General features: G+C 39.6%; 13 protein-coding genes. 3 read left to right on the top strand and 10 right to left on the bottom strand.

Annotated features, from left to right (window positions below):
• The 10 genes from MN204_RS17655 to MN204_RS17610 all read right to left on the bottom strand — a co-directional run.
• On the bottom strand, positions 1-568 hold a 568-nt coding region (locus MN204_RS17655; RefSeq protein ID WP_249872409.1), incomplete at its 3' end, for an LXG domain-containing protein.
• 34 nt (positions 569-602) lie between these two features.
• The gene (locus MN204_RS17650; RefSeq protein WP_249872408.1) at positions 603-881 is read right to left on the bottom strand and encodes a YwqI/YxiC family protein; all 279 of its coding nucleotides are present in this window, start codon (positions 879-881) and stop codon (positions 603-605) included.
• The gene (locus MN204_RS17645) at positions 882-1,298 is read right to left on the bottom strand and encodes a hypothetical protein (protein WP_249872407.1); all 417 of its coding nucleotides are present in this window, start codon (positions 1,296-1,298) and stop codon (positions 882-884) included. It abuts the gene before it with no gap.
• A 355-nt stretch (positions 1,299-1,653) separates the two neighbouring features.
• Positions 1,654-2,220 carry a hypothetical protein gene (locus MN204_RS17640; RefSeq protein ID WP_249872406.1) on the bottom strand — a complete coding sequence of 189 codons (567 nt, stop codon included), beginning with the start codon at positions 2,218-2,220 and terminating at the stop codon, positions 1,654-1,656.
• Positions 2,221-2,408: 188 nt separating this feature from the next.
• Positions 2,409-3,953, bottom strand: a complete 1,545-nt coding sequence (locus tag MN204_RS17635; protein WP_249872405.1) for a solute symporter family protein — start codon at positions 3,951-3,953, stop codon at positions 2,409-2,411.
• Entirely contained in the window at positions 3,950-4,303 is a 354-nt protein-coding gene (locus MN204_RS17630) for a DUF485 domain-containing protein (protein ID WP_249872404.1), read from the bottom strand. The genes MN204_RS17635 and MN204_RS17630 overlap by 4 nt, the downstream gene beginning before the upstream one ends.
• A gap of 88 nt (positions 4,304-4,391) precedes the next feature.
• Positions 4,392-6,077, bottom strand: a complete 1,686-nt coding sequence (gene acsA, locus MN204_RS17625) for an acetate--CoA ligase (protein WP_249872417.1) — start codon at positions 6,075-6,077, stop codon at positions 4,392-4,394.
• 182 nt (positions 6,078-6,259) lie between these two features.
• Entirely contained in the window at positions 6,260-7,015 is a 756-nt protein-coding gene (locus MN204_RS17620; protein ID WP_249872403.1) for a LytR/AlgR family response regulator transcription factor, read from the bottom strand.
• A 15-nt stretch (positions 7,016-7,030) separates the two neighbouring features.
• Entirely contained in the window at positions 7,031-8,767 is a 1,737-nt protein-coding gene (locus tag MN204_RS17615) for a LytS/YhcK type 5TM receptor domain-containing protein (protein WP_249872416.1), read from the bottom strand.
• Complete coding sequence (locus MN204_RS17610; protein WP_249872402.1) at positions 8,767-10,311, bottom strand: solute symporter family protein; 1,545 nt, start codon at positions 10,309-10,311, stop codon at positions 8,767-8,769. Before MN204_RS17610 ends, MN204_RS17615 begins: the two co-directional genes overlap by 1 nt.
• Positions 10,312-10,652: 341 nt before the next feature.
• On the opposite strand from MN204_RS17610, the gene MN204_RS17605 reads away from it, so the two are divergent.
• From MN204_RS17605 to MN204_RS17595, 3 genes are read left to right on the top strand one after another with little or no spacing between them, the layout of a single operon-like run.
• Positions 10,653-11,438: a hypothetical protein gene (locus MN204_RS17605; protein WP_249872401.1), complete on the top strand. Its 786-nt coding sequence runs from the start codon at positions 10,653-10,655 to the stop codon at positions 11,436-11,438.
• A 3-nt stretch (positions 11,439-11,441) separates the two neighbouring features.
• The gene (locus MN204_RS17600; protein ID WP_249872400.1) at positions 11,442-11,822 is read left to right on the top strand and encodes a GntR family transcriptional regulator; all 381 of its coding nucleotides are present in this window, start codon (positions 11,442-11,444) and stop codon (positions 11,820-11,822) included.
• Entirely contained in the window at positions 11,819-12,508 is a 690-nt protein-coding gene (locus MN204_RS17595) for an ABC transporter ATP-binding protein (RefSeq protein WP_249872399.1), read from the top strand. Before MN204_RS17600 ends, MN204_RS17595 begins: the two co-directional genes overlap by 4 nt.
• The last annotated feature ends 126 nt before the right edge of the window (positions 12,509-12,634 follow it).

The raw sequence follows: 12,634 nt of genomic DNA, 5'->3' as shown, positions 1-12,634 counted from the left end.
TTTCACGGATATAATTCTGCATCAAGGAGAGATCCTTTTCTGCTTTTTCAAGTCGCGAAGTACTTTGCCTGTCAAATTGGTGCAGCTGCTCCAATGTTGCTTGAATTTTCTCTTTGGACTGATCCATCCGATGTAGAAACGCTCCATCATCAATCGATGGAAGGGAAACAAGGTCGTTAACGGATCGAAGCGATGCATTTACAGCATTTGTTATATCCATCGTAACATTTTTTGCTTTACGAATCCCTTGTTGTAATTCCTGTTCTAAAAAATCCTGTCGTATAAAAGCGCGCTGATGAGGATCGAACGATTGAAGTGACTTTTGGATTTGCTTTAATATATCCTGATAATCCCATAGAAAACCTTCCATAAACAGCAGCAAAGGAACGTGACATTCGCGGTAAAAGGAGCGAATGGCCTCTGCTCCTTGCCCTTTAAAGTCGTTTTCTAAATGGAGGAATCCATCGACCGCTTTCTGGATTCCCTTGATTTGCGTATTCAAATGATCGAGTGCTAGTATGGTTTCTTGAAGCCCATGATGCAGACTTTCCGCATCTAATACTTTCATGTGAATCCCCCTTCATGACGGCTTTCACATTCATTTACCTTAACAACCCGATGGCATCGGCTGCCTGTTTTTCTGACTCCTTCAACGCTTCGACAGCTCCCCGAGTCGATTCCAGGTTTTGAATGGTTAAGTCCTGATACTGTTTCACCACATCCTCTAACGTTTGAGTTATGGCATGTAGTTTCTCTACTACGTCTAATGCATTTTTTCCCTTTACGTTCTGAGGAATAGTAGGGTCCAGAGACTGTATGGTTTGATTCATGCGTTCCATTGCTTGTTTGACGGAGCTATCATCTAACTTTACTTCACGCATTTATTTCAACAACTCCTCTCGTCTTCGTGCTTGGAGGTGACTTAATCGCGTTTTCTGAGATGTGAGTTGGCTTCCAATGTCACCGATTTCCTGTTTCGTTTTTTCTATTTCGTTCTCTAACATTGACATTCTTCTCTCTAATTGCCGATCGGTAATCGATTGGTAACTAGCTCGAACCTCTCCATCTCGGAATGATTGAAAGTCTGTTGCGCGTTTTCCGTTCCACGTGTTAGAGGCTAATTCCGGGAATCTCCAGAGCTTACGGTTTTGATCGTAGTCCCCCTTGAATCGACTGACCTCGGACAAGATCTTTTCTAAACGTGCCAGTGCTTCTCTTTTTTGAATTCGTCGGTAATTCAATACGTCAATTGACTGTTGAATAGAACTTATTTGTAGATTAATCGCGTACAAAGACAACTCATCACCTCCTTACAACTTCTATGATAGATGAAAAATTTACCAGTCTAATTAAAATTTTAAGGTAATTAGACTCAGATTCGAAGGGCGGAAAGTATCATTTTTTAAAAATAAAACAAATTCTGATAAGCAGGATAGCACAGGTATAAAGACTTGGTTTCGGGTTGAATTTTATGTTAAAACTGGATCAATAATATTTTTTAATTATTTGTTTATAGTGCTATTAAAGCGTTGTTTTGAACTGATAGAATGGAATCATGTAATTTTTTTACCAGGGTATTAATTGTAATTGATTTTTTAATCCACATGGTTGCTGTCAGGCGGCCGCTATTGGTAAAGCTAAAGATGATTATTACTACTGAGCTTTTACTTCCCTTTCCCCCATTAAATCCCCTAACCTCTCCTTCATCTCCTCCGTAGTCACAATACAGCTTAACGTACGAAACCTTGTCTTTAATCTCAATTCATATTGATCATTGACTTCGCTTGAAAACCCGTAGTAATTATGGGTGATATCAATTCGTACAAATTCAAAAGATTTTATACTTTTCCACGACGCAAAACAGTCACCACATAGTATTCCATCCTTCGTGACAGCAAATAAATTTAGAAAGTTTGACAGATGAAAAATTGGAAACATCACAAGAAAATATAACAAGAACACAACATCATTTCGAAATTGCCAGACCAAAAATAACATCCCAATAATATAAATCAGCACTAAAATATAGAAGATGATTCCAGCTTTTTGACTGGAATAGTTCGGAGCTTTTACTGTTTTTTGCGGTTCCCTTCGGATTGACGCCATCTCATCCACTGTAACAGGCAGTACAATATCCTGCCTCATCCTCATTAGAACCTGAACAAACCGATATGTATAATAAAATACGATTGCAACAAATATCCATACAATAAAATCCATGAAATCACCCTTCTTCATTCGTTTTAATTAGCTACTATACGGATGACTTGCAAGGAAAGTTTCAATGGTTTGCTGGTAACACTTTTTAATTTGTATAACATGCTTTTTTAGACTAAGAGTTATACCTACTAATCCCCAAAATAAAAAATGCTTGCAACAATTAGACTGCAAGCATTTTTCGTATCCTTCTAGTGGTTCGCACCACTACTCTTATACCCCGTATTTGCTTTTACCTTAACTTCTGCATAGCGTTTCAGATTCGATTCCTTCGATAAAATTGTACCTACATATCCTCCTAGGAAACCGAGTGGCACCGAAACGAGAGCTGGATTCGCAAGTGGGAAAATCGGTTCTCCTACGAATAATGCGGCTCCTTCAATCGGCGAGAAAACACTTGGACTAAGCGATACGAGGATTAATGCTGAAAGCAACCCAGTTAGCATTGCTGTAACTGCCCCCGCAGTATTGAATCTTTTCCAATATACGGTGTAAAGAATAACCGGTAAGTTGGCACTTGCAGCAATACAAAAGGCAAGAGAGACAAGGAATGCCACATTTAAATATTGCGCAAATAGCGCTAAAACAATCGACAGAACAGATACAGCTAAGGATGCATATCGAGCCGCTTTTACCTGCTCCGATTCCGAAGCTTTTCCCTTTTTTATTATTTGGCCGTATAAATCATGGGCAAATGCTGAGGCACCCGCTAGTACAAGCCCTGCTACGACCGCTAATATTGTAGCGAAGGCAACAGCAGAGATAAAGGCAAACAGTAGATCGCCACCGATTGCTTGAGCGAGAAGAGGTGCTGCCATATTTCCACCCGGATTTGCAGCAATTATGGTCTCATATCCGACAAATGCTGCAGCGCCAAAGCCTAGGAATAATGTGAGAATATAAAATAAACCGATTATCCATGTTGCGGTAATAACAGATTTTCTTGCCGTTCTCGCATCTTTCACAGTAAAAAAACGCATGAGAATGTGTGGTAACCCCGCAGTTCCAAGTACTAACGCCAACATGAGTGACAGTGTACCGAGTGGTTCTGTATATTGTAAACCAGGCATTAAATAAGCTGCCCCATGTGTTGTAACTGACTTCACTTCTGTAAACATCTGCCCAATGTTAAAATTGAACTTTAATAATACGAGAAAAGCCATGATGACCATCCCAGCCATGAGGAGGACAGCTTTCACGATTTGCACCCAACTTGTTGCAATCATCCCCCCAAATAATACGTACGTTGTCATCATCACACCGACAATAAGCACAGCCAGCCAATAATCGATGCCAAACAATAGTTGAATGAGTGCACCAGCACCAACAAGCTGTGCAATCATGTAGAACGTACTAATTGTGATTGTGTTCAGAGCTGCTGCTCCCCTAACCTTTCTAGCATCAAAACGGGAATTAATCATGTCAGCAAGTGTATATTTACCAAGGTTTCGTAATGGTTCAGCAACAAGAAATAGTACGACTAAGTAAGCAATTAAAAAGCCGATACTATAGAAAAACCCATCAAATCCAAAAAGAGCGATTGCTCCTGCGATTCCAAGAAAGGATGCTGCTGACAAATAGTCGCCTGCTATCGCAAGTCCATTTTGTGTTCCTGTTAGTCCTCCACCAGCCGTATAAAAGTCCCCTGCTGTTTGGGTTTTCCTAGCGGCAAAAAATGTAATCACGAGGGTTAATAGAACAATGGCAAGAAAGAGTATAATGACAGTAGGACTCATCGCCCATCTCCCCCTTGCTCCATCTCTTTTATAATTTGATCTGCTTGCTTATCAAAACCAGCTGCTTTTTTCACGTATATCGTACATAAAACCCATGTCATCACAAATTGAGCTAAAGCAAATAGCCATACCCATGAAATATCTCCAATCGCCGGCGTGTTCAGAAAGGTCGTATAAGAAGTTAAGATTGGTAGCATGAAGTAAAATACTAGGAAAAAGATAGTTAATGGTATAGTGAATTTTTTTCGATCATGCATGAGCTTTTTAAAGGATTTACTCTCGATTACTTTCACATAATCTAGCTCTTCTGTCACATACTGCTCCTGCTTATATTTTTTTTCTGCACCCATATATGCATCCTCCTCGGATTGGATGAAGGTTTTCTTAGGCTTTACCTTAAGAAAACCTATCATTTCCCTTGAAATCATTTACTAGATTCTATTCTTCCATTGTCGAAAGGTCACCCGTTGGCAAACCGAGATCCCATGCCTTTAGTACACGGCGCATGATTTTTCCACTTCTTGTTTTTGGTAAAAAGTCACGAATTTCAATTTCCCTTGGCGCAGCATGTGCCGCAAGTCCTTGCTTAACAAATAATCGAAGCTCTTCTTGTAATTCATCTGTTTTCGTATAACCATCCCTTAAGGAAACAAATGCTTTAATAATTTCACCACGTTCAGGATCTGGCTTCCCGATTACTGCTGCTTCTGCAACGGCAGGATGCTCCACAAGCTTACTTTCTACTTCAAACGGACCTACCCGCTCACCCGAGGTTTGGATAACATCATCATCCCTGCCCTCAAACCAAAAATAGCCATCTTTATCTTTTGAAGCCAAGTCGCCTGATTCAAACCAGCCGTCAACTGGAAAGTATTGATTAAAACGCGTTTCATTTTTCCAAACGGCTCTAAGCATTGATGGCCACCCAGACTTCACGCATAGTTTGCCCATTTTCCCTGGTGGAAGCTCGTTTCCCTGCTCATCTAAAATCGCTGCTTCAATACCTGGAAATGGCTTCCCCATTGAACCAGGCTTCATTTCCATGGAACGATAATTGGCAATGATCATTCCACCTGTTTCTGTCATCCACCAATGATCATGAATCCGCAATTGGTAAACTTTCATACCCCAGTGAACGACTTCGGCATTTAACGGCTCTCCAACACTTAAAATATGTCTTAATGAACGTAAATCATACTCTTCCGTAACATTATCGCCTACAGCCATCAGTCTTCGAAATGCTGTTGGAGCACTTAACCACACGTTCACACCGTATTTTTCAATCGTTTTATACCAATCTTCCGGACTAAAACGGCCACCCCGAATCAGATTCGATGCACCATTTAACCACGGTCCAAAAATTCCATACGATGTACCTGTTACCCACCCCGGATCAGCCGTACACCAGTAAATATCGTCTTCCTGTAAATCCAAAACCCATTTAGCTGTTTGATAATGTTGGATCATCGCGTTATGAACATGTAATATTCCCTTTGGCTTTCCAGTTGAACCGGATGTATAATGTAAAATCATACCATCCTCACGATCTACCCATTCCATCTCAAAATCACGAGATGCCTTTTTCATTTCTGCTTCGTAACTGTAAAACGTAATATCTTCTGTATTATCTGGTAACTCCTCTTCACCAACCAAAATGATTTGATTTAAATGCGGAAGCTCTTTATATGGCACACGTGGCAAGAGTTCTTTCGTTGTAATGAGCGTAGTAGCATCACTATTTTCTAATCGGTCACGAACGGCCTGTTCCATAAATGCTTCAAATAACGGACCTGCAATGGAGCCATTTTTTAAAATCCCTAGCAAACTAATATAAACCTCAGGTGATCGTGGCATGAATAAAAAGACGCGTTCTCCTTTTTCAATACCGATTGTTCGCAATACATTCCCAAATTGATTGGAGAGCAACTTCAAATCCCGAAATGTATATTTCTCATCACGTTGTTGATCACTGTAATAAAGTGCCACTTTATTCTTTCTCCAACTATCTGCATGTCGGTCAATTGCTTCATGGGCCATATTTACTTTGCCAGTTTCATGCCAGGAAAAGTTCTTCTCCACATCTTTCCAGTTAAACTCTTTATATGCCTGTTCATAATCAGGCATATTTGCTTTCTCCTTTATCGCTGCAATTGTATCCGTCACTTCACATTTCCTCCCCTTATCGTTTTCCAGACTATTTTGTAAGCGCTTACGTTGATTATAGAGGAAGTCGGCATTGCAGGTTAGAGAATTTGCTTCAACTGTTTAAATTTGCGAGTGAACTGTTGTAATATTGTCATTAATGGTTAATTTTCGAATAAATCAAAAAGGTGTTTTCTTGCAGCCCGACTAACTGGAATTGTCGTCTGTTTTTTATCTTTTAACGTTACGTTGCTCGTCCCATTGAACCACGGGGTAATCTCTTGTACATGATTCAAATTGACAAGGTAACTACGATGCGTTCTGAAAAAAGCATGTCCCTGAAGCTTCTTTTCCAGCTCTTGTAATGTCAGTTTACTGTGAAACACCTTGTCCTCCGTATGTATTTCTAACATCCGCTTAAATGGAACGGCATAATAAATTGCATCTGGAGACAGGACGACCGTCCGATCATTATCATCAATCAGTAATTTTGTCGCTTGCGGCATGCTTTGACTTGTTACCTGCTGCGAGACTTTATTTTCCAATTGCTGCATTCGCTTACGAACACGATTCATAGCTGTTTGGAATCGTTCCGTGTCATAAGGCTTCAGCATATAATCGACAGCTTCCATTTCAAACGCTTCTACTGCATAGTCATCATACGCAGTTGTAAAAACAAATAATGGGGCTTTTATATAAGCAAGCTCTATTATTTTCTTCGCTGCATCTACACCATGCATGCCTGGCATATGAACATCTAGAAAGATAACATCCGGCTCATGCTCTATATAGAGATCAACGAGTTGCTCCCCTGTCTGTGCACTTGGCAACAGGTTTACATCTTGTTCCTTTTCCAATAAATAAATTAATTCTTCACGCGCCAATTGTTCATCTTCTGCAATCATTGTATGGATTTTCATAAAAACCCCACCTTTCTATTGCTCCTGATAAGGAATGAAAAAATATACTTCACTTCCACTAGGTAAATTACGTACATGTAAGCGTGCTTCCTCACCAAGCAAATTAATTAAACGTTGATTCACATTATATAAGCCAGTCCCACCATGCGGGCTCTGGGTCAACACGACATTTCCGACCTGTGATAAAACCTCCTCAGGGAATCCTCGCCCGTTATCCTGAACACTGATCTTCACTCGATGGCCGATTCGCTCCATATTTACATCAATTCTTCCCCCTTCTGTAACATGTTCCAGCCCATGACCGACACTATTTTCAACAAGCGGCTGAATCGATGACGGTGGAATAAGCAGATGGGAAATCCCTTCTGGTTGTGAAAAATTAATTTGTAATCGACTCGTAAATCGTGTTTGGATAATCGCAATATACGCTTTTACATGTTCCGATTCCTTTTCAAATGGCACAAGATGTGTGGACACAAGTTTTAAATTGAATCGCATAAAGTGGGCTAACTGAACGGTTATATGTCTTGCTTTTTCAGGATCTTTTCGAAATAATGCTGCAATCATATGCAGTGTATTGAAAAGAAAATGCGGATTTATTTGTGCTTGTAAATTACTTAGCTCTGCGTCACGTGTATGTAGTTCAAGCCTTTCCGCTTTAATCGTTTTTAATTGATTTTCAATTAATTGCCCAAGCCCCTCTGCTAACATCAGCTCAACCGGACGGATATGCTGTGCTTTGCGAAAATATAATTTTATCAATCCAATTGTTTTACTCGCTTCCAAAATCGGGATAATAATAACAGCTTCCAATGGACAATTTTTCGTTGTGCATTGAATTTCTGCTTGCGAATAAGCAACAAGCATTTTTTTCGTATCCATTGCTCTGTGCGAAAGTTGTGTCGTCAACTGGTTCCCAATTTGATGATGGTCACTTCCTAATCCTTTATGTGCCATTACTTCCTTTTCATTTGTCACCGTGACAGCTGCTAACTTCAAACGCGCATATAGAAGACTCGTAATCCCCTCAGCCTTCTTCTGAAAGGAATCCTCCTTTAAAAAAGGCAGCGCTTCTTCAGCAATCGTCAATGCTTGTTTTGTTGCAAATGCAGCTTCATTTTCCTGCTCCCGTAACACAATGGAGATCATCGCTGTAAAAATAGCAATGGCAATACTGTTCGATAATACAACCGGCAATCCAATCGTGTTAATCATTGCAATCATTGCCCTGTCCTGTGAATCAAATATAAGTAAGAAATGCATGAGTAAAATCGGAGGAAAAATCCCGATAAATAGTGCTTTTAATGGTGATATAACCCGCTCCTGCGAAAAAAAACGCGCCGTAAACCCCGCTAATAATCCTGTTAATGGATTCACGAGACTATTAGCAAGAAAGCCAATTCCACCGAGGAAAAATAAGTGCGTGCCAGTAATAATCCCTGCTCCAAGACCTACGATTGGTCCTCCCAATAACCCTGCTATGACAATTGCAACTAAACTTGAGCTTACAACCATTTGATCGTCTTGGACATTCCAGACAAACGCTTGAATCACAGTAAAATCACTTCCAATAACGACCCCTGTTAATGTTCCTGCAATCCCGAACAGACCAAACACACATGCATGAATAGCAGCCATTTTGAAACTAAATTCACGATAAAGTAGCGACCTGAATCCCGGGCTTCGGGTAAGGACGAAGGCGATAACGAGCAATAGACCTAAACGTTCGAATAAGACGATTGTCAAATACATCACGGTAGATCTCTCCTTGTATCAATCCCGGTTTGCGCTTTTAAGTGAAACGAATGAAATGGAATCGCATTTTCTTGACCTTCCCGTGAAAATACCGCTCCAAGATATGCACCTAAAAAACCAATCGGTATGGCAATAATCCCTGGATTATAGAGCGGAATTAATGGTTCTCTTGCAATGAAGCCTCCATCCAGATTCATCACATGTGGGCCGACGAACAGCAACAGTAACGACGCTGTTAAACCACAGACCATTCCAGTAATTGCTCCCGTTTGGTTAAATCGGCGCCAGTAGATTGTTAATAAAAGTACTGGTAGATTGCTAGATGCTGCAACAATAAATGTTAACGAAACAAGAAACGTTACATTCATATTTCTTAAACCGAGTGCAAATAATGTTGAGAGAAGACCTATAAAAAATGCAGTCCAACGTGCAGCAAGTAAGCGATTCTTTTCCGTTGTATTTCCTTTTTTAATGATATGGTAATATATATCGTGTGAGAAGGCAGTCGTAGCCGAGATAACTAAACCAGCTACAACCGCAACAATGGTTGTAAATGCAATCGCAGCGATAAATGCCATTAGAAAATCGCCACCAAGGTTCTCCGCTAATAATGGTGCAGCTAAATTCCCGGATGGATCAAGCAAAACCAATTCCTCAAATCCAACTAATGCAACAGCCCCTAAGCCTAAAACAAGTGCAATTAAATAAAATACACCTATGATCCAGCTTGCAGTTAAGAGAGATTTACGTACTTCCACCGTATTTCGAACGGTAAATAATCGAATTAAAATATGTGGTAACCCAGCTGTACCAAGGATTAATGCCAGATGGAGAGAAATCGTTTCCAAAGGATTGCTAAATAAATGACCCGGCAACGAAAATTGATCACCTAAAGGGGAGCCTCGTGTAACCTGTTCAAGGAGGTTTGAAATACTCCAATTAAACCGGGAAAATACAATAAGTGCAAGTAGGAATGTGCCAGATAAAAGTAATACCGTTTTGACGATTTGTACCCATGATGTTGCAAACATCCCACCAAATACAACGTAAATTGTCATGAGTACCCCTATGATTAATACGGAAGTTGAATAATTAATATTTAACAGTAAACGAATTAACAAACCTGCGGCCACTAATTGTGGGATCATATAAAAAACCGAGATAATGAGAGCTCCAATTGCCATCATTCCTCGCATTTTATAGCTTGGGAAGCGTGCGCAAATAACATCACCTAATGAATACGTACCTAAACGATGCACTGGCTCTGCAATATAGAACAAGACAATTAAATAGGAAACTAAAAATCCAATCGCATATAAAAAACCATCAAAACCATTGATTGCAATCATACCAACGATTCCCAGAAAAGAAGCCGCACTAATATAATCCCCTGCAATGGCCATCCCATTTTGAGTGCCTGTTAAACTGCCAGCAGCAATAAAGAACTGATTGGTCGTTTTACTTTGCCTTGCCGCCCAATAAGTAATAATTAATGTACAAACGACAATACAGAGAAAAAATAGTAGATAGGTAATATTCATGGACTCACCTTCATTTTAATTGATATACGAAATTTTCAAGGTCGCTACATCTCACGCTATCATAACTACGAAATTTTATAATTATGTAAAAATTTATTAAATTCTACATTTTACTTTTGCTATAAATTGTATAGGATGCAGAATAAGAAGTAAAGATTTATCTAAAGCTGCCTGTCACTCCCCTGTTTTTGTCAGTTTTTGTCGTATATTACTTCTCCAATATCTCTAAATTTCCTTCTTTAGACCCTTTTGTTTTTTTAGATAAATAGTGATTGACGGAAGAATATGTATTAGTGTACTATCTAAGTAGTACACTAATACAATTATTGGGAGGTAAATGAATGAATGCTTGGTTGTATCTTACGAAGAAGGAATTCCGGCTTGGACTGCCCGCTTTTCTCGTTGCACTAATTTTATATTCCGGAATTATTGCCGCTGGGATTATTGCCGGCAATCGATTTGGCTTTGAAGACGAGATTATGTCCATTGTATTTATGATTGTTATTGCGCTGCACACATTTTTCCTTGCTTTTTATTTGTATCACAGTTTGAATACGGAAAGAAAAAGACTGCATTTATGGCTGCATACACCGATGTCCATCGCAGGATTACTGGCATCCAAGATTTTTACAGGTATAGTGTTTATGCTTTCGACCTTAATCGTATCCGTCATTTTAGCTATGCTGAGTCTCCGAGTTGCATTTAGTTTTTTTAGTCAGGAAAGTCTCATAAACACACTAGGTAGCATTTCAATCACCATATTTCTTATGGCACTGTTTATAAGTTCGGTATTCCTGTTGTTTTGGTCCATTTTTCTTACTTTCAGTCAAAAATGGAATGATTTTTTCAGCTTTTTATTGACCATACTTCTATTTTTTGTAAGTGTCTGGGCCTATGGCAATTTCATTCATCTTCCATTTGTACAAATGCTGACGAACTGGGGAGCTATTCAGGCAGGTGATATGATTACCGGGATTGAAGTAAGCTATGTGGAGGAATCGGTTGACATCCTGACGATAAAGGATGCAACGGTGTTCTATATAGGCAATTTTTTAAGAGATTTTATTTTTTCAGTACTCCTGTTTAGTGCTGCCTGCTGGATCATTGAGCGAAAAGTTGAGGTGTAGTTGATGTCAGATATATTCCAATCCTCTCAGCCTATTTATCAACAATTAGCTGAGAGGATGAAAAGACAAATCATACGTGGAGAGTTATCTCCTGGCGATAAGCTACCATCTGTTCGGGAAACCGGACTAGATGTAAGCGTAAATCCGAACACAGTGCAGCGGACCTATCGTGAATTGGAAAGCATGCAAATTGTTGAAACGAGACGCGGACAAGGAACATTTGTAACCGAAGATCAATCCGTCCTTGATTCCTTACGTGAAGAGATGAAAATAAAAGCGATTTCTGATTTCGTCCGCGAAATGCAGGAAATGGGATATTCGGATGATGAAATACAGAACGGATTAACGAACTATCTACATGAGAAGGGAGAGACAAATGCATGATAACGTTAAAGGATGTAACGAAAAGATATGGAACAAAAAAAGCATTGGACCAAGTCAATTTAGAGCTGACACCCGGAAAATTGATTGGTCTTGTTGGAGAAAACGGCAGTGGAAAATCAACCACTCTCAAGCTAATCGCAGGGCTTAACCATCCTACAAAAGGTGAAATCAAGGTAAATGGGGAAAAAGTAAATCGAAAAATTGCTCGGTCTGTTTCTTATCTGTCAGAACTGGATGAGTATTATCGTTTTTTTACTGTCAAACAATCCATCGCATTTTACGCAAGTCAATTTGAGGATTTTGATGAGGAAAAAGCCTATGAAATTTTGAAATTCATGAAACTCAACCCATATGACAAGCTGAAATATTTATCAAAAGGAAATCGTGGCCGGCTAAAAATTGTCCTATCCTTATCGCGACATGTACCCGTAATCTTGATGGATGAACCATTATCCGGTCTTGATCCAATGGTCCGAAATTCCATTGTAAGAGGTCTGATCTCCTTTATTGACCTGGAAAAACAGCTTGTGCTGATTACAACACATGAAATCCGAGAATTGGAAAATGTCCTGGATGAAGTGATTGCGATTAAAGATGGTTCTGTTATCGGTCACCATAATGTGGAACAGCTGCGGGAGGAAAAGCATACGAACATTGTTGACTGGATGACGGATATATATGAATAGTGAATGAAGCAATCGCCATTGGGTGATTGCTTTTTCTTCATCCAAAAAGGTTGATCTCAATCACAGAAGTTATGAACATTACTAAAAATGCGGATTACATTGTAGCCCCCCTGACTGCAATCCAAC

Source organism: Oceanobacillus saliphilus (assembly GCF_023522835.1).
Taxonomy (GTDB): domain Bacteria; phylum Bacillota; class Bacilli; order Bacillales; family Amphibacillaceae; genus Oceanobacillus; species Oceanobacillus saliphilus.
The sequence above is the reverse complement of the archived record's forward strand: the minus strand, read 5'-3'. Positions and strand labels throughout refer to the sequence as shown.

What these genes read in the sequence shown, in the direction of transcription:
- MN204_RS17605 (WP_249872401.1), top strand. Translation starts at nt 10,653, where the DNA reads ATGAATGCTTGGTTGTATCTTACGAAGAAGGAATTCCGGCTTGGACTG.
- acsA (WP_249872417.1), bottom strand. Translation starts at nt 6,077, where the DNA reads ATGCCTGATTATGAACAGGCATATAAAGAGTTTAACTGGAAAGATGTG.
- MN204_RS17650 (WP_249872408.1), bottom strand. Translation starts at nt 881, where the DNA reads ATGCGTGAAGTAAAGTTAGATGATAGCTCCGTCAAACAAGCAATGGAA.
- MN204_RS17600 (WP_249872400.1), top strand. Translation starts at nt 11,442, where the DNA reads ATGTCAGATATATTCCAATCCTCTCAGCCTATTTATCAACAATTAGCT.
- MN204_RS17615 (WP_249872416.1), bottom strand. Translation starts at nt 8,767, where the DNA reads ATGTATTTGACAATCGTCTTATTCGAACGTTTAGGTCTATTGCTCGTT.
- MN204_RS17595 (WP_249872399.1), top strand. Translation starts at nt 11,819, where the DNA reads ATGATAACGTTAAAGGATGTAACGAAAAGATATGGAACAAAAAAAGCA.
- MN204_RS17630 (WP_249872404.1), bottom strand. Translation starts at nt 4,303, where the DNA reads ATGGGTGCAGAAAAAAAATATAAGCAGGAGCAGTATGTGACAGAAGAG.
- MN204_RS17635 (WP_249872405.1), bottom strand. Translation starts at nt 3,953, where the DNA reads ATGAGTCCTACTGTCATTATACTCTTTCTTGCCATTGTTCTATTAACC.
- MN204_RS17640 (WP_249872406.1), bottom strand. Translation starts at nt 2,220, where the DNA reads ATGGATTTTATTGTATGGATATTTGTTGCAATCGTATTTTATTATACA.
- MN204_RS17620 (WP_249872403.1), bottom strand. Translation starts at nt 7,015, where the DNA reads ATGAAAATCCATACAATGATTGCAGAAGATGAACAATTGGCGCGTGAA.
- MN204_RS17610 (WP_249872402.1), bottom strand. Translation starts at nt 10,311, where the DNA reads ATGAATATTACCTATCTACTATTTTTTCTCTGTATTGTCGTTTGTACA.